Here is a 17,207-nt window from a genome sequence, read left to right as displayed (position 1 = left end):
TCCTCCCTCATCTGTCAGGCGTAACGGGCGAAGAATGCGCCCCATGCCGGAAGTTCTACGCTTCTGCCTTCAAGGCCGCCTGCAAAGCCGTGGCCTTCGAGAACCTCCCAGTTCCCTTCCGGCAGCGTCGCCTTTGCGGGTGTCGCGGACAGATTGAAGAGGCAAAGCACGGTTTCGTTGCCGAGCGTGCGGGTGTAGCTCAGCACCTCGCCCTCAACCGGCTGGAATTCGATGCCGCCCTTGGCAAAAGCGGGGTGCTTTTTGCGGAAGCTCAGGAAACGGCGGTAATGTTCCAGCACCGAAGCCTCGTTGCCCTGCTGGGCGCTGACGGCACGCTGCTTGTGCTCGGCCGGAATGGGCAGCCACGTCTTTTCCGACGTCGAGAAGCCCGCCTGTGCATGACCGGCATCCCACACCATCGGCGTGCGGCAACCGTCGCGGCCCTTGAATTCCGGCCAGAACTGGATGCCGTAGGGATCCTGCAAATCTTCAAAAGCGATGTCCGCTTCGGTGAGGCCGAGTTCTTCGCCCTCATAGATGCAGACGGAGCCGCGCTGTGTCATCAAGAGCGCCGAAAGCACCTTGGCGAAGGCGTCCTTGTCCTCGACATGCTCACCCCAGCGGCTGACATGGCGCACGACATCGTGGTTGGAGAAGGCCCAGCAAGCCCAGCCTTCCGGTGCGGCTTTCGCAAAATCCGCCTGCACATCGGCGACGCGCTGCGGGGTGAGCGCGTCGGGCGCGAGGAATTCGAAGGCGTAGCACATCTGCATCTTGTCATCGCCGGATGTATATTCGCCGACGATTTCGAGACCGCGCTGGCTGTCACCCACTTCGCCGACGGCGGCGATATCAGGAAACTCGTCCAGCACCGCGCGGAAGCGCTTCAGGAAGGCGATGTTTTCCGGGCGGTTCTTGTCGTAGAGATGTTCCTGGAAATTATAGGGATTGACCGCCGGGGCGGTGGAGGCATTGCGGCGCTCCGGCGCCAGCGCCGGGTTGTCGCGCAGCTCGAGGTCATGGAAATAGAAGTTGATGGTGTCGAGGCGGAAACCATCGACGCCGCGCTTCAGCCAGAAGCGGGTGATGTTCAGCAGCTCTTCCTGAACTTCCGGATTGTGCAGGTTGAGGTCCGGCTGCGAGGTCAGGAAGTTGTGCATGTAATATTGCATGCGGGTCGGATCCCACTGCCAGGCGGAACCACCGAAGATCGACAGCCAGTTATTGGGCGGCGTGCCGTCCGGCTTGCTATCCGACCAGACATACCAGTTCGATTTCGGATTGCTGCGGCTGGCGCGGCTTTCCACGAACCATGGGTGCTGGTCCGAGGTATGCGACATCACAAGGTCGATCATGACGCGGATGCCAAGGCGATGGGCCTCGGCGATCAGGCCGTCGAAATCGGCAAGCGTACCGAACATCGGATCGACATCGACATAATTCGAGACGTCGTAACCGAAATCCTTCATCGGCGAGGTGAAGAAGGGCGAAATCCAGATCGCGTCGGCACCCAGATTGGCGATATGCGCCAGACGGTCGGTGATGCCCTTGAGGTCGCCAATGCCGTCGCCATTGGAGTCCTGATAGGAGCGCGGGTAGATCTGATAGATAACAGCGCCGCGCCACCAGTCCTTGTTGGGCGTCAAAGCGGAAGTCACCGAAGCGGTCATGGAAGTGTCCTGTCTGGTATGGGCGTTCATGGAATGGTCAGCCTCCCTTGACGGAGCCTGCCAGCAGGCCACGCACGAGATAACGTTGAAGGGCGAAGAAAACGCAGAGCGGCACAACGATGGTGACGAAGGCCGAGGCGGTGAGGATTTCCCAATTGCCGCCGCGCGAACCGAGCAGCGCATTGAGCGCGCCGGTCAGCACCAGCTCGTCCTTCTGCGTGCCGAGGAAGACCATGGCGACAAGCAGGTCGTTCCAGGTCCACAGGAACTGGAAGATGGCGAAGGAGGCGAGCGCCGGAAAAGAGAGCGGCAAGATGATCTTGACGAAGATTTCAAAATCGCTCGCGCCATCCACACGCGCACTTTCGATGATCTCCTTCGGCAGGCCGGAAATATAGTTGCGCAGCAGATAGATGGCGAGCGGCAGGCCGAAGGCGGTATGCGCCAGCCAGATGCCGGCATAGGTCTTGGACGGCACGCCGAAGATGGTGCCGATTTCATTATAGAGCCTGAGAAGCGGGATCAGCGACATCTGCAGCGGCACGACGATCAGGCCCACCACCATGGCAATCAGGAGATTGCGGCCGGAAAAGCTCATCCATGACAGCGCATAGGCAGCAAAGGCGGCAATGAGGATCGGGATGACGGTTGCCGGCACGGCGACGGTCAGCGAGTTGACGAAGGACTGGCCGATGCCTTCCGAGGTCAGAACCGTGCGATAGTTGTCGAGCGTGAAGACGGGCGGCGTCGCGACGGAGATGTAAACGCGCTTGCCGCGAGAGCCTTCAAAGCTGGATGCCTTGCTGTATTCATAGGTGCCGTCCGTATTGACGAGCAATGTTTCGCCGTCACCGATATCGGCCGCCTCGCCGGCTTTGAACGCCGTGGGCTCCTGTACGCGAACGCCGAAGGCCGCAACCTTGCCGCCCTGTCCGTTTTCGAAAACATTGCCTGATATCACATAGCGGCTGCCATCCTGCTTCTGCACGGAAGCATCGGCGAGGCGAACCGCCGAAGTCTGTTCGGAACTGGAGAAGGCCGTCCACCAGCCCGACACGGTGATCTGGTCCTTGTCGCGCAGCGAGCTGACGAGAATGCCGAGCGTTGGCAGGAGCCAGAGCAGCACGACGACCAGAACGCTGGCATGGACGATGAGGCGCGGCAGGCCGACGCGGCGAAGGCGTTTGAAAATATTCATCTCAGCGGCCCTCCATCTCGCGGTTCGCCTGGCGGATGTTCCAGACCATGATCGGGGTGACGGCCGCCATGATGATGAGCGCGATGACCGCACTTCGGCCGCTGTCGCCACCGCCGCGGAACATCCAGTCGAACATGAGATTGGCGAGAACCATGGTGTTCCATTGCCCGTTGGTCATGGTCAGTACGATATCGAAGACCTTGAGCACGAGAATGGTGATCGTCGTCCAGACGACGGCGATGGTGCCCCAGATTTGCGGCACCATGATCTTCCAGAAGATCTGCCAGCCATTGGCCCCGTCGATGACGGCCGCCTCGATGGTCTCTTCCGGAATACCGCGCAGCGCCGCTGACAGGATGACCATGGCAAAACCGGTCTGGATCCAGATGAGGATGATCATCAGGAAGAAATTGTTCCAGAAGGGCATGGAAATCCAGACCTCGGGATTGCCGCCGAAAAACTCGACGATGGCGTTCAAGAGGCCGATCTGTACCTGACCTTCAGCGCGGTATTCATAGATGAATTTCCAGATGACGGAGGCACCGACGAAGGAAATCGCCATCGGCATGAAGACGATGGATTTGGCGATGTTGCCCCACCAGATGCGATCGGTCATGACGGCGATGACGAGGCCGAAAAAGGTGCAGGCGGCCGGCACGACGGCGAGCCAGAGGATATTGTTGAAGATCGACTGGCGGAAACCGGCATCGAAAAACGCCCAGCGATAATTGGCGAGACCGACGAATTCGCTACCGGTCCGGTCATAGAAGGACAGGATCAGCGTGGCGATGACGGGGTAGACCAGATAGACCAGCAGGAGGATCAAAGCCGGGCCGATGAACAGCCAGGGCCGGACCGCCGCGCGGCGATTGAGGTTGCGGGATGCCTGCAGCACGTCTCCCGAGCGGACCGGAAAGATCGCCTGAAGCACCTTGTCGGATAGCCAGTAATAGGCAGCGCAGGCAAAGACCCCCGCCACCATCACGCCGATGGCCGAAACGAGTTGTTGAGCCATGTTCCCTCCCTTGATCCTCTCCGCGCCGCGCTGATTTATGCGGTCGTCGGGCAGCGCCGTTGGTAAGGGCCCGGCAGCAAACCGCCGGGCCTGGTCCGATATCTTTACTTCAGGCCGTCCCAGGCCTTCTGGATATCGCTCGCGACCTGATCGGCGGACTTGCCGCCGACGAAGTCGATCATGCCGGTCCAGAATGCGCCGGCACCGATCTTGCCGGGCATGAGGTCGGAACCATCGAAGCCGAAGCTTGTCGCGGTCGTCAGGATTTCGCCCTGTCGCTTCATCTGCTCATTGGCATAGGCATCGACATTCACACCCTTATAGGGTGTCAGGAAGCTGGACTGAGCCATCCAGACTTCATGGGCGATCGGCGTTTGCAGGAATTCGACAAAAGCCTTGGCAGCCGGCGCTTCCTTGGTGATGGTGACCAGCGTGCCAGCGCCGAGAACCGGCTTGCCGAGGTCAGGCTTGGACGCGTAAGTCGGCATGTAGAAGAAATCCGCATCCGTTCCGACCTTGGTGCCCTCAGGGAAGAAGGACGGAATGAACGACGCCTGATGATGCAGGTAGCACTTCGGCGGAATGTCGAAGAGGCCCTTGGGGCTGTCGCGGAAGTCGGTGGAGGCCACAGCCGCGACGCCGCCGCTCACATATTTTTCGTTCTTGGCGAATTTGCCGAACTCGTTGATCGCCTCGACCACGGCCGGATCGGTGAATTTGACCTCGTTGGTCGTCCATTTCTGGTAGACGTCGAGCGGCTGCGTGCGCAGCATCAGATCTTCCACCCAGTCCGTTGCCGGCCAGCCGGTCGCACCGCCGGAGCCAAGACCGATGCACCAGGGCGTGCCGCCATCGGCAACGATCTGGTCCGTCAGCTTGAGCAGGTCTTCCATGCTCTCGGGCACCTTGTAGCCCGCTTCCTCGAAGTTCTCAGGCACGTACCAGACGAGCGACTTCACGTCCGCCTTGAAGGGGAAGGCGAAATAGGCCTTGTTGCCGTCCTTGCCCTTGTAGCTGCCGAGATCGACCCAGGACTGGCCCGCGCCGTAGTTTTCTTTGACCCAGTCGGCGGTCTTGTCGCCGAGCGGCACGAGGAAGCCCTTGGCGGCCAGATCGGCCAGAAGACCGGGCTGCGGCAGGATGGCGATATTGGGTGGCGAACCCGCCTGCGTATCGATGACGATCTGCTGCTCGTAATTTTCCGACGAGGAATAACGGACGTTCACGCCGGTCGCATCGGCGAAATAGGCGAGCACCGACTGGAACAGGGCCTCGTCTTCACCGCGCCACGGGCCGAAAATCGTCAGCGTCTGGCCTTTCAGGTCGGCATGGGCCGCCTTGAAGTCTTCGTAGCTTTTCCAGTTGAACTTGGCGTCGCCGCCGGGTGCAAACTTCAGGTCGGCGGCAAAGGCCGCACCGGACAGCAAAGCCATGACGGCAGCCGTCGCCAAAAGAGTCTTCTGCATGTGATTTACCTCCCATCACATAAAAGGCTCAAAGCGTCCTCTCCAATCAAAGCGCTTTGGCTGCCTATTCATCTCATTGTCATTAAGACGGAGTCAAGAGGCTCTTTCTGCGGAAACGTTGCAGTGCCTTATGAATAATCATATTTAATTCGGAAGGCGGCTATCCTTTTCGATTGAGAAATACGGTGGAGGCTGGTAAAAATCTAAAGCGCTTTGGGAATTGAGGAGAGGCTTTGCCGTATTCTCGGGCGCGCGCATGGAGGAAATGAGAGACATGAACCTGAAACAGTTGTCGCAACTGCTTGGCATTTCGCAGACGACCATCAGCAGGGCGCTCAACGGCTATCCCGAGGTCAGCGCCGAAACGCGCCGCCGCGTCATGGAGGCTGCCGAAAAGACGGGCTATCGCCCGAATGCCGCGGCACAACGACTGGCGACGGGCAAGGTCGGCTCCATCGGGCTTGTCATGCCGATTGGCGAACACCATCGTTCCGACGTGCATTTCGGCGAATTCCTGAGCGGTCTCGGTGAGGAAGCATCGCGCAGCGGCTTTCATCTCGTCATCATGCCGACAGAGCCGGAAAAGGAACGCGAAGCCCTGCGGGGGCTTGCCGCAAGCGGCAGCGTCGATGGCATCTATCTCGCCTATATGAAAAAGAACGACCCGCGCATCGCCATGATGCAGTCGCTCTCCCTGCCCTTCCTCGTGCATGGCCGCTCCGTCGGCGTGGAGGAAGATTATCCCTATCTCGACGTGGACAACGAGGGCGCCTTCCGTGATGCGACCCAGCTTCTCCTCCAGCTTGGCCATACGCGGATCGGGCTTCTGAACGGCCCGGAAGGCTATGACTTCACCTACCGGCGATGTCTCGGGGTGGAAAAGGCGCTTTCGGCAAATGGCCTGACATTGCATGCGAACAACAAAAGACACAGCAGCATGACCGACGAGGAAGGTTATCTCGGCATGGAAGCCTTGCTGTCACGCCCGGAAAAGCCGACCGCCATCCTCTGCGCCAGTACCGCGCTTGCGCTCGGCGCGATCCGTTCGCTCAACCAGCGCGGCCTGAAACCGGGTAAGGATATTTCGCTGATCGCCCATGACGACGTGCTGCCGCTTTTGAAACCGGATAATTTCTCCGTGCCGCTCACCACCACCCGTTCGTCGCTCCGGGCGGCGGGGGTGCGCGTGGGCCAGCGCCTGATCAACCGGATCAAGCTCAACCAGACGGAACCGCATCAGGAACTCTGGAAGGCGGAACTGGTGGTGCGCGCTTCGACGGGGCCGGCTCCGAAAACGTAAAGGCTGGCCTCCATCCCCCGGCCGTCATACCGGCCTTGAGCCGATATCCAGCCAGCCCAAGTCCTTGGGCTGAAAAGAGTCGTCTCGCCGCGCAGACGCGCGTCGGCTGGATTCCGGCTCAAGGCCGGAATGACGGAAGTGAGCGGGCAGCGCACAAAAATTCCTGTGCCGCGTAGTTCGATTGAACGCGACAGGCTTAAAACTTCGGCGCGGTCAGACCCAGTGCGCGATGAGCAGCGATGACGGTGTTGGCCATCAGCATGGCGATCGTCATCGGGCCAACGCCGCCGGGAACAGGCGTGATGGCGGCGGCGACGGCGCTCGCCTCGTCATAGGCGACATCGCCCACCAGCTTCGACTTGCCTTCGCCCTTTTCCGGCGCGGGAATGCGGTTGATGCCGACATCGATGACCGTCGCGCCGGGTTTTACCCAATCGCCCTTCACCATCGCCGCGCGACCGACCGCCGCGACCAGAATATCCGCCGTCTTGCAGATACCGGCCAGATCCTTGGTGCGGGAATGCGCCATGGTCACCGTGGCATTGGCATTCAGCAGAAGTTGGCCCATCGGCTTGCCGAACAGGTTGGAGCGGCCGATGACCACGGCGTTGAGGCCGGAAAGGTCTTCGCCGTGAATGCCGCGTACCAGAAGCATGGCGCCGGCAGGCGTGCAGGAAATGAGACCGGTTGCGAGATCGCCGGTCGCGAGCTTACCGGCATTCAGCACGCTCAAGCCATCCACATCCTTCTCGGGCAGGATCGACTGGATGATCTCATCGGAATTGAAGTGCTTCGGCAGCGGCAGCTGCACCAGAATGCCATGGATGGAGGCATCGGCGTTCAATTCGCTGACCAGCTTGAGGAGTGCGGCCTGCGTGGTTTCCTCCGGCAGCGTGTGCTGGATGGAGTTGAAACCGCATTGCTTGGCCATCTTGCTCTTGGAGTTCACGTAAGCGTGGCTGGCCGGATCGTTTCCGACGATGACAACCGCGAGACCGGGCTTTACGCCCTTTTCCGCCTCAAGCGCTTCTGCCGATTTGCGGACCGCCTCCGTTACCGAAGCCGCCTTCGCCTTCCCGTCAATCACAACTGCCATGCGTCCTGCTCCTGCTGGGTTACGTAGGCTCCGTATGGTGCCCCCTTCGCAGGAATGCAAGCGAAAATGCGGCGTTTTCAGGCTGTTTTGCGGTAGTCTTCGCGGCGATCGGCGTAATCGGCAAGACGCTCTCTCAGGAACGCCAGTTCGCGCCGCAATTCCATCAGTTCCTCAGCTTCGGCCTGGGCATGGTCGAAGTCTCCGGCGAGGGCTTCGGCCAGAAGCGGTGGAAGTCCGGAAGAGGCCGGATCAGCACTCCTGACCGTGCGGTTGCCCATCAGGACCTGCCGCACGCGCTCGTCCAGCGGCATGTCGTCGTCGTCATTGACGGCCTCGCCGTAATAATCGGCAAAGCCGTCTTTCTCCGGCTCGATGTTGTCCTCTGCGGCAAGATCCGGCAGATCGTCGAACACAGCCGGTTCGATCGGTTCGAATTCGGAAATCTGCAGAGACTGGACCGGCGGCTCGACGGAGGACGGAAGTTGCGCGTCCTCTTCAATGAGCAATGCACCCTCCTCTTCCTCGTCATGGCGACGGTAGCTCAGGAGATAAAGACTGCCCAGCAGGCCGATCAAGGCGCCGCCGCCAGCCAGCATGGCGGCCTGCGTCAAGTCGCGGGTCAACTCGCCGGGTGCGGCCTTCTTCGCCAAACGGGTTTCGACCGCGGGCGTGGCGGAGGCGGAGAGGTCGCGGCGTTCGCTTGCCTCGAGATAGGCGTTTCGCGCCGTTTCAGCTCACCCTGCAATCTGGAGAATTCGCCGGGGGCGAGACCGAGTTCGTTCAGGCGGCCGAGATACTTCTTTCGCTCGCCATTGGCGGTCGCGATCTCCTGAGAGATACGCTTTTCATCCGCCCGCAGACCTTCCAGCAATTGCCGCAATGCTGGGGCGGCAAGCGCCTGTGCGGCATCCACCGCATTCTGGGCGGCGATGCGGCGGGGATGTTTCGGGCCGTAATCGACCGAAACCGCAGCAAGCGCCATGCTGGCGGTCGAATGCTTCTGCCTGATATCCTCAAGCGCCGAAAAACCCACGCCAGCCGGCAGAGGCTTCGCAAAGACATCATTCGGCTTCAGCGCCGAAGCCGCCGTCAGATCGGCCTGAATGGACAGTTGCTGGCGGGTGGTTCGCGCCAGATTGTCGTTTACGTCGCGCAGCTGCTGTTCGAGTTGCTGCGCCTCGGCCATCACGGTGTCACCGTGGCGCATCTGGAAACCGTTCAGCGCCGCTTCCGCCTCATCGAGCCTTGTCCGCGCCCTCTCCGTCTCGCGCATGGCGGGCGTCATGGTGCCGGCCTTGCCATCCGCGATCACGCGCATCGAGAGATAATCGGTCAGCCGCATGGCGGTTTCCGGCGTTGCGGCCTTGCCGGTCACGATCAGCGTATTTTCATCCGGGGTCAGTTCCAGCCGGATCGCTTCGCCCACCGCACCGTTCAGCGCCTCACGCTCAGACAGCGGACGCGCATCCGCGCCGGTCAGAAGGTCAAAAAGCAGGCCAAGCTCGCCCTGATTGCGAACGCCGACCATATCGGCGGACTTCAGCTTGAGATCGGCGGTTATGCGGTCGAGCCCGGAGGATGAAAGCAGGGTACGACGCGCCATCGCCAGAAAGCGGGCGGCGTCGGGGGCATCGTAAGCGGTCTGGGAGACCTCGATCCGGGCCTGCGAAACATAACCGCGAAAGCCCGAATCGACGAGCAGAAGCGGAAGGGCAGCCCCGGCAACGGTGGCGGCGGCGATGCAGCCGGACGTCAGGAGCCGCCGACAATGTCTGCGCCATTGCGATACGGGCGCAGCGACATCATCCTCGTCAGGGCGGATCGCCATCATGTCCGGATTGTCATCAACCATCTGAAGCCGTCTACCGCCCTCGGTGCCGCCCGCAACGGGCGACTGTCAAAACCTTACGAGAGGTTAAAGGATCGTGGCAAACAAATGGTTAACGCAACGCCTGCGAGAACGGCCTCAGCTCTTGCCGAGCGCGATGTGCCAGGGTTCGGCGCAGAGGCTGTAGAGCCAGCTCATATGAAGCTTGCGGAAAATTTCCGGCATGCCGGCCACTTCCGACGACAGAACCTTGAACAGAGGGCCAACCGCGATGGTGACCCGTGCATTCTCACGGCTGACGGTGCGGTGCAGCCATGTCTCCTGGTTTTCCTTCAACATTCCCGCGAGCAGAACATCCACCTTAACGCCCGATGCATCCCGGTTCAGCATGACGAAATCGTGCCAGGGCGCGTGCGCCCGCAACCTGGCGAGAACCTCGCCGATCTGCGCCGCATCATCTCCCGCCACACCGATACGCTTCGGCACGGCCATATAGGTCAGAAGCGCCATGGTGAAGGCGACGCCATCGATGGGCGCAGGCAAAGGCTCACCATTCTCGCTGCGCGCGGCGGCCCTCATTGCCTTGCCCTGCGGCAGAAGCAGGCAGCTTTCCAGAATCTGCCGGTAGGCGTTGTCCTTGAGCGAAAGCTTCGCCTTCTCGATTGTGAGAAAGGACAGCATCGTGTGTCCTTCACAGGCAGACGCCCTGCCGCTGACCAATTCCAGCGCCCCATTCCAGTCGAGATCACAGACGCGCAGTCCGTGGATATTCCGTTGCGATTCCGGCCGCGCGAAACCTGACGCGAAACTCATTACCAACCCCCAAATGTCAAACCCATCGCCACCGATCCGACACATGGTCTGCGGGACGGTGGTTCATGGGTTTGTTATACAGGTGCAGGTTGAATTTAGCTTGAAAGCAATCTCTAGAATGCCTGGGGATACGGCAAGAGACAATTAACCAGAAGGATGCTCCGCATCCCCTGTCCCACCGACGCCCCTCGCCTCCTGATCGTCAGTGGCTTGGCGCCGCTTCTTTCCCGGCTTCGGCCTTCTCGCCCTCGACGAGCTTGACCGAGCGGGGCGTGCCATTGCCGTTCTGCTCGCGGATGTCGGCTTTCGACAGATAATCGAGCTGTTCGATCAGCACGTCCTCGACCACCTCGTCATCGAGCCTCTTGTTCAGCCCCTCGCGGATGCGCTGCTTGAAGGCTTCGGGATCGAAGGTGGAAATATTGGCGATATTGACCATGGAAGAACCCGCAAGCAGCGTGAACAATTCATCGGTCATCAGCTGCGTTGCCGGCAGCTCGATCTTCGCCATCTTGGTCTTGTCGACACGCAGCGAAATACGGCTAAGGAAATAGCCGTTCACCCCGCCATCATTGATGACGGGGATCGTGATGCTTTCGCCCTTGACCAGTTGCAGATTGGCCTTTTTTGCCCCCGCCTCATCCGGCGCGGGCGCCGTCGCCAACTGGACGGAGAAATACACCGCGCCGAGCGTGACGGCGCAAACCCAGACACCGGTGAGAAGAAGCTTCAACATCAGGAGGCTGCGCCGTACATGAACTGTTCCTGCGAATAGGTGCCGTCCGTATCGGCTTCCTGGATGGCGTTCTTCAAGAGGTCCGCGACCGCGCGAACCGCATTCAGATGCGCCTCGACACGGCTGGCATTGGTGGCGAGCTTGGACTTGATGCCCTTGACCTGCTCCATGTAACCGGCGGCGATTTCCTCGCGCGGGGTATCGCGGAACAGCATCGTCAGCTCATAGAGGCAACGGCTCTTGTGGGCGTTGGAGACCTTGAAGTCGAACTGGGGGTCCTTACCGATATTGTCGTTCTCGTTGTCGATGATCATCTCAAGGCGGCCGAGAACGGATTGGATACGGTGGTCGTTCGACATAAGGTCCATGCTTGTCTCCTCGTTAAGGTTTTTCATTCTCAAGCCTCGTCCGTTTTCTCATTGGAAACGCCGAGGACCTGCCGCTCGAACTCCGCCACCATCCGAATTGCAGCATTATTGTCTTTTTCATTCATCGATACGTCGGTAATGCCTTTGCTTTCAGCCTTCCGAAGCGCATCCTTGTAAGCCTGCTCCGCGATGCCGACGCCGCCATTTCTGGAAATCGTGTCGGCAAACTGTTCGGCCATCATGCTCTTCCAGATCTCGCCGGCATTGCCCTTGCCGTAAACTTCCTCGCTATCTTTCGGCAGCATGTTGGCCACGAAGGTCTGGAGAACCGAGGCTTCATATTTGCGGTATGTTTCCGGGATTTCGGTGCGGGCCGCGCGAATATTGGTGTCGCCGAGACCAGCCTTCGAGGAGGCGCCATCCAGCATCTCGACCGCGGCGCCAAAACCCTTGCCGGCATCGGCAAGGCTGGTTGCGGCAAAAGCCGCCTTGTTCGCCTTGAGTTTTTCCTGGGCGACCTGAACTTCCTGGGGGTCCGCAGCGCGAACTACATCCATCACCAGATCACTTATCACCGATATCGCCACGTCCAGATCTCCCGAGCTGACGAATGGGCGGCACAGAAAGCCGGCGCATTCGCTCAATCAAGAAACATCGCCGGAGACGTCCTCAAAAACGCCCGCGATGCAACAATGGGACAGACTATGGATCGCCAACCTTGCTGGAGGCTGGTGTGTGGGAAACATTCGTAATTTCTAACAAATCATAGATTGCATTATCGTCGGCCTCGCGGTCCTCAAGATCGCGCGCAAGGTGCATCCTGTCCTCCAGCCGGTCAGCCTTGGTCTTTTCCTTCAGGACCTTGTTTTCCTGAAATTGCTGAACGCCTTCAAGCTGGCGGTCCTGGACGACGAGACGGCCGTAGCGGTCCGAATAGTGCCGGGAAAATGTCTGGTGCACCGGCTCCATGGAACTCATGGCCTCCAGCACGTTCTCCATGGATTGCGCAACTTCCGCCCGTGTGCGGGTGGTGTCGGCCAGTTCCACCTCGGCCATTTTTTCCATGTGCCGCTGGACGGTTACCAGACGCTTGAGTTTGGCAGAGCGCTTGTCCGAAGCCATCGCATTTCCCCCGATCAAAAGCCGATGAAGACCGGGCCGAAACCATCCACGAATTGGCGGATGAGGGCCGCGACCGACAGGTAAAGCATGAAAAGCCCCCCCGCGAGAACGAAGGGAGTCGAGATAAAGAAGACCGGAATCTGCGGCGCGAGCTTGTTGATGAGGCCGACCGCGACGTTGAACATCAGGCCGTAAATCACGAAGGGGCTGGCGAGCCGAAGCATGATCGAAAAGGAGGCCCTGAGCGTGTCGGTCAGCGTAATCAGCATCTTCTGGCCGCTGATCAGTGCGCCGACCGGCGTGGCGGTGTAGGAATCCACCAGCGCCTTGAGGACGATGTGGTGGAAATCGAATATGAACAGAACCAGCAGGCCGCCGAAGGTGATGAAGTTGGATATCTGGTTTTCCTGCACGTCTTCGATGACATCGGCACCGCCCGGCGCACTGAGACCGATGGAGGCCCCGATGAGCGCACCGGTGAACTGGAAACCGAGCGTGTAGAACCTCGCGATCAGGCCATACATCGAACCGATGACGACCTCGGTAAAGATGAGGCCGACGACCGTGCCCTGGCTTGCGCCGGAAACTTTCGGATAGATCGTGTCCCACAGCACGGGCAGAAGCGCCATGGACACCGCGACGCACAGAAGCATGCGAATCTGCGGCGAAATGCGCGAGCTTGAAAAGCCCGGCATGGTCATGAAGCATGCGCCGATACGGCAGATGGCAAGGAACAATGCAATGATTGTCCCCTGCGGGTCGGTTATCATGAAATGGCGCCCAGAATCTTGATCTCGAGACCCTTGGCCAGTTCCACATGCGAAAGAACCGGCAGGGTCGCAAAGAGTCGCTCGATAATCATGCGCACATAGGACCGCGTTTCCGGCGAGGTTACAAGGACAAAGGGCAGGCCGCGATCCATGAATTCACGGATAACTTTCGACGCCTGCTCGGAAAACTCCTCGAGATGGCGCGGATCGATGTCGAATTCGACGATTTCGCCCTTCTGGTCGCGCTTCAGCGCCTGATGGAAGACCATGTCCCACTTGTTGCCGAGGCGCAGGACGCGCAACACGCCATTGTCGGCAAGATCGCCGCAGAGCTGCTGCGACATGCGCACCCGCACATGTTCGACAATCTGTTCCGTCTTGCGCACATGCGGCGCAAGTTCGGCGACGGCTTCGAGAATGAGATGCAGGTTGCGGATCGATACGCGTTCGGCGAGCAGCAGTTTCAGCACCGCCTGCAGGCCGGAATAGGACATGTGCGACGAGCAAATCTCGTCGGCCAGCTTCTTGTATTCGGGATCGAGCCTGTCGATGAGGATTTTGACATCCTTGTAGGACAGGAGCTGCGGCAGGTTGTTGCGGATGACTTCGCTCAGATGCGTCAGCACCACGGAGACGTTGTCGATCGGGTGGAAGCCTTCACGCTTCAGATCCTCGGTGAAGGTTTCGAGGATCGAGACGGCGGGCATGCCGAAAGCGGGTTCGCGGATTTCGTCGCCGGGAATGCTCGGCTTGCGCCCTGCCCCGGTCACGACAAGAACGTCGCCGACGCGCAGGTTGCTGGAGGCGATGGTCGTGCCGTGAACGCGGATCTGATAGGCTTTTTCCGGGATCATGATATCGTCGGAAACCTTGATCTCGGGTACGACGAAACCGTATTGGGTCGCGAATTTCTTGCGCATCTTGCCGACACGGAAGGCCAGTTCCTGATGCGCCCCGAGAAGGCGGGTGGAAACCTGCTTGCCGAGCGCCAGTTCGATCTCGGCCGTCTTCAGCACCTGCTTGACCGAATCCTTTTCCGCCTCGGTGGTCTGGAGAACCTTGTTCTCCTCTTCCTGACGCCGCAGCGCGCTTTCGGCCTCCGCCTGGCGCGGAATATACCAGCTGCCGAAGGCCATGATGCCGCCGAGGAAGATGAAGGGCAGGAAGGGAAGGCCCGGAATGATGGCGAGCAATCCCATCAGCATGGCCGAGACCATCAGCGCGCGCGGATAACCGCTCAGCTGGTTGACGACCGCCTGGTCCGTCGAGCCGGCGGTGCCGCCGCGCGAGACCAGAAGGCCGGCGGCCAGCGATACGATCAGGGCCGGGATCTGCGAAACGATACCGTCACCGACCGAAAGCTTGACGAAAACGTCGGCCGCTTCGCCAATGGGCATGCCGTGGCGGAAATAACCGATGATGATGCCGCCGAAAATATTGATCGCGGTGATGATGAGGCCGGCAATGGCGTCGCCGCGCACGAATTTCGAGGCGCCGTCCATTGAGCCGAAAAAGGAGCTTTCCTCTTCCAGCTCGCGGCGGCGGCGCTGCGCTTCCTTTTCGTCGATGATGCCGGCGGACAGATCCGCATCGATCGACATCTGCTTGCCGGGAATGGCGTCCAGGGTGAAACGCGCGCCGACTTCGGCGATACGCGTCGCACCTTTGGTGATGACGATGAAGTTGACGGTGATCAGGATCAGGAAGACGATCAGACCGATCACGAAATCGCCGGACATGACGAGGCTGGAGAAGCCCGCAATCACGCCGCCCGCCGCCGTCGGCCCTTCATTGCCGTGGGAAAGGATAACGCGCGTCGTCGCGATGTTCAGCGACAGGCGGATCATCGTCGCGATCAGCAGCACGGTCGGGAAGGACGAGAAATCCAGCGGCCGCTGAATCCAGAGCGCCACCATGAGGATGAGGACCGAAAGCGCAATCGAAAAGGCCAGACCGATATCCACCAGCATGACCGGAATGGGCAGGAAGAGAACGCAGAGGATCGCCACGATGCCCAGTGCGAAACCGATGTCACGCGTGCTCGGACTGACCTTGGGCAAGGAGATGACTGGTGGTTGCGCCATAAATTCGTCCTGTCTCTTCATGAGAAGGGCGACGGAAAAGCCGCCGCACGGTTCCGTAGCAACGGTTTTCGAAAAGCGCACGCAATTCGGCCCGATGCTTTCCGCCTATCCCTAGCGGCTGAAGCTTGCGCGAAGGTGGCATCTGCAGCGGACGGCGTCAGAAGCCGGACTGGATGCGGGAGAAGACGAGATTGGAAAAGAGCGATATCTGCGCGCCCACGAAGGGGGCGGCAACGCCGAGCACGAGCATGATCGTGACGATCTTGGGAACGAAGGTCAGCGTCATTTCCTGAACCTGGGTCAGGGCCTGAATGAAGGCGATGACGACACCGACGATCATGGCGGCGAGAACCGCGGGACCGGCCGCGACGAGAACCGTCCAGACAGCCGCCTGCATGATGTCAAGCGCATCGGCCTCGTTCATCGTCGCATCCTCAATCCGGAAAGGCGGCGTCATGCCGCCTCTTCAATGTCAGGAACCGGTCGCGCTATCCGAATCGGTTCCGCTATCAGATGTACTCGTAATCGGGCCGTTGGAGAAGGTCACGCCGGCCTGCAGCAGCACCTTGTCACCAGCTTCGGTGATGGCGACAACGCCGTCCGAATAGACCTCGACTTCCTTCACCACGCCGGTGACGGTGTCGTCGGCGCTCTTGACCGTCTTGCCGACCAGATCGGAGGCGCGCGTCAGGGCTTCCGCCTGCAGCATGCTCTTCAGATGGGTGTTGGTCTTGATGGTCTGCTCGACCTGCGAGAAGCTTGCGAGCTGCGACATCTGCTCGCCGGCATCCATCGGGCTGGTCGGATCCTGGTTCTTCATCTGGGCGATGAGAAGCTTCAGGAAGCTGTCGTAGTTCAGCGACGCCGCGCTGCTGTCGGAGCTGCTCGCCCCGGCATTGGCCCAGGGATTTGACGCTGCCGAAGTGACTGCATCTACCGCCATGGTGCGATCTCCTTGCGAATCTGTTCGATCGTTGCGGGGGTCATTTCCTGATTGTTGAGGATTTTTTCCTCGATCGGGTAGAGACCGCGAATGGCCTTCAGCGCTTCGAAAGCCTTGCCCGAGGCAACCAGCCCGTCGATCCGCTTGAGTTCCGCCAGAACCTCGTCATGCTGGAAGCAGTTCAGCAGCATGCTGACCGACTTGCGGAACATGTTGGTGGACTGTTCGCGCCCTTCCGGGTTGATGAGGATCATCTGCGCGATGAAATAAAGTTGTCTGAGCGGCGTCGTCGCCTGATCGGGCTGCAGAACGTGGTTTTCAAGCAGGAACGTGACATCGTTCAGGAATTCGAGCGCCACCTTGCGATCCACACGCAGAACCGCGCCGTTGATAAAAATCTTTTCGCCCGATTTCAGCGAAATCCGAAGTGTACTTTTCATTTCAGTCCATCCCTGATGATGGTTGTCACGTCAATTATGCCCTGGAAATTCGTCGACTGACGTTTCCGGATCAGTTCGCACTCTTTCAATATCCAGATCGCGATGGAAATCAGATTCGCCCTGAGCTCCATGGCAAGCTGGTTGTCGGGTTGCTTGAGATCCTCAATGAAGCGGATCCAGACCCGTCGAGTGTAAAAAAGCGCTTCGATCGTGTGGCGCTGCGAAGAGGAATCCCTTGCCTCCACCAGAAGGTCGATCGATTTTGTCAACGCCTGCCGCTCGCGATCCTTCGCGTTGGCGACACCATCCTCCATGATTTCGGCGTAGGAAAACTGGTACATTCATGTATCCTTTATCT

The 17,207-nt window shown here is 59.8% G+C and carries 17 protein-coding genes and 1 pseudogene; 1 reads left to right on the top strand and 17 read right to left on the bottom strand.

Annotated elements, in window-relative coordinates:
- Window positions 1-14 precede the first annotated feature (14 nt).
- The 4 genes from L901_RS23455 to L901_RS23440 all read right to left on the bottom strand — a co-directional run bounded on the left by L901_RS23455 (window position 15) and on the right by L901_RS23440 (window position 5,349).
- Complete coding sequence (locus L901_RS23455; protein ID WP_059760843.1) at window positions 15-1,670, bottom strand: alpha-glucosidase family protein; 1,656 nt, start codon at window positions 1,668-1,670, stop codon at window positions 15-17.
- A 37-nt stretch (window positions 1,671-1,707) separates the two neighbouring features.
- Window positions 1,708-2,868 carry a carbohydrate ABC transporter permease gene (locus L901_RS23450; RefSeq protein WP_059760583.1) on the bottom strand — a complete coding sequence of 387 codons (1,161 nt, stop codon included), beginning with the start codon at window positions 2,866-2,868 and terminating at the stop codon, window positions 1,708-1,710.
- A 1-nt stretch (window position 2,869) separates the two neighbouring features.
- Window positions 2,870-3,883, bottom strand: a complete 1,014-nt coding sequence (locus tag L901_RS23445) for a carbohydrate ABC transporter permease (protein WP_004432574.1) — start codon at window positions 3,881-3,883, stop codon at window positions 2,870-2,872.
- 104 nt (window positions 3,884-3,987) lie between these two features.
- Window positions 3,988-5,349, bottom strand: coding sequence for an ABC transporter substrate-binding protein (locus L901_RS23440; RefSeq protein ID WP_059760581.1), 1,362 nt, complete (start codon window positions 5,347-5,349; stop codon window positions 3,988-3,990).
- Window positions 5,350-5,623: 274 nt separating this feature from the next.
- Between L901_RS23440 and L901_RS23435 the strand changes: the two genes are divergently transcribed.
- Window positions 5,624-6,649, top strand: coding sequence for a LacI family DNA-binding transcriptional regulator (locus L901_RS23435; RefSeq protein WP_020812905.1), 1,026 nt, complete (start codon window positions 5,624-5,626; stop codon window positions 6,647-6,649).
- 196 nt (window positions 6,650-6,845) lie between these two features.
- Here the strand turns inward: L901_RS23435 and folD are convergent, their stop codons facing one another.
- From folD to flaF, 13 genes and pseudogenes are all read right to left on the bottom strand, one after another.
- Window positions 6,846-7,745: a bifunctional methylenetetrahydrofolate dehydrogenase/methenyltetrahydrofolate cyclohydrolase FolD gene (gene folD, locus L901_RS23430; protein ID WP_059760579.1), complete on the bottom strand. Its 900-nt coding sequence runs from the start codon at window positions 7,743-7,745 to the stop codon at window positions 6,846-6,848.
- A gap of 77 nt (window positions 7,746-7,822) precedes the next feature.
- Window positions 7,823-9,597, bottom strand: a pseudogene (locus L901_RS23425) (hypothetical protein).
- Between the two features lie 114 nt (window positions 9,598-9,711).
- Window positions 9,712-10,386, bottom strand: coding sequence for a WecB/TagA/CpsF family glycosyltransferase (locus L901_RS23420; protein ID WP_059760577.1), 675 nt, complete (start codon window positions 10,384-10,386; stop codon window positions 9,712-9,714).
- A 202-nt stretch (window positions 10,387-10,588) separates the two neighbouring features.
- Window positions 10,589-11,122, bottom strand: a complete 534-nt coding sequence (locus tag L901_RS23415) for a flagellar basal body-associated FliL family protein (protein WP_004432561.1) — start codon at window positions 11,120-11,122, stop codon at window positions 10,589-10,591.
- Entirely contained in the window at window positions 11,122-11,490 is a 369-nt protein-coding gene (locus L901_RS23410; protein WP_026363659.1) for a hypothetical protein, read from the bottom strand. Before L901_RS23410 ends, L901_RS23415 begins: the two co-directional genes overlap by 1 nt.
- Before the next feature lie 29 nt (window positions 11,491-11,519).
- Window positions 11,520-12,077, bottom strand: coding sequence for a rod-binding protein (locus L901_RS23405; RefSeq protein ID WP_035236043.1), 558 nt, complete (start codon window positions 12,075-12,077; stop codon window positions 11,520-11,522).
- 115 nt (window positions 12,078-12,192) lie between these two features.
- Window positions 12,193-12,612 (bottom strand): hypothetical protein, encoded by a 420-nt coding sequence (locus L901_RS23400; RefSeq protein ID WP_004432556.1) that lies wholly within the window; start codon window positions 12,610-12,612, stop codon window positions 12,193-12,195.
- A 14-nt stretch (window positions 12,613-12,626) separates the two neighbouring features.
- On the bottom strand, window positions 12,627-13,382 hold the full coding sequence (fliR, locus tag L901_RS23395) for a flagellar biosynthetic protein FliR (protein WP_020812910.1): 756 nt from the start codon (window positions 13,380-13,382) through the stop codon (window positions 12,627-12,629).
- Window positions 13,379-15,466: a flagellar biosynthesis protein FlhA gene (flhA, locus tag L901_RS23390; RefSeq protein ID WP_004432552.1), complete on the bottom strand. Its 2,088-nt coding sequence runs from the start codon at window positions 15,464-15,466 to the stop codon at window positions 13,379-13,381. The genes fliR and flhA overlap by 4 nt, the downstream gene beginning before the upstream one ends.
- A 157-nt stretch (window positions 15,467-15,623) precedes the next feature.
- Window positions 15,624-15,890, bottom strand: coding sequence for a flagellar biosynthesis protein FliQ (fliQ, locus tag L901_RS23385; protein WP_003503352.1), 267 nt, complete (start codon window positions 15,888-15,890; stop codon window positions 15,624-15,626).
- Window positions 15,891-15,938: 48 nt separating this feature from the next.
- Window positions 15,939-16,409, bottom strand: a complete 471-nt coding sequence (gene flgD / locus L901_RS23380; RefSeq protein WP_020812913.1) for a flagellar hook assembly protein FlgD — start codon at window positions 16,407-16,409, stop codon at window positions 15,939-15,941.
- On the bottom strand, window positions 16,400-16,849 hold the full coding sequence (flbT, locus tag L901_RS23375) for a flagellar biosynthesis repressor FlbT (RefSeq protein WP_004432543.1): 450 nt from the start codon (window positions 16,847-16,849) through the stop codon (window positions 16,400-16,402). The genes flgD and flbT overlap by 10 nt, the downstream gene beginning before the upstream one ends.
- Window positions 16,846-17,190, bottom strand: coding sequence for a flagellar biosynthesis regulator FlaF (gene flaF / locus L901_RS23370; RefSeq protein WP_004432537.1), 345 nt, complete (start codon window positions 17,188-17,190; stop codon window positions 16,846-16,848). The genes flbT and flaF overlap by 4 nt, the downstream gene beginning before the upstream one ends.
- Between the last annotated feature and the right edge of the window lie 17 nt (window positions 17,191-17,207).

Source organism: Agrobacterium sp. D14, from assembly GCF_001526505.1.
Lineage (GTDB): Bacteria > Pseudomonadota > Alphaproteobacteria > Rhizobiales > Rhizobiaceae > Agrobacterium > Agrobacterium leguminum.
The sequence above is the reverse complement of the archived record's forward strand: the minus strand, read 5'-3'. Positions and strand labels throughout refer to the sequence as shown.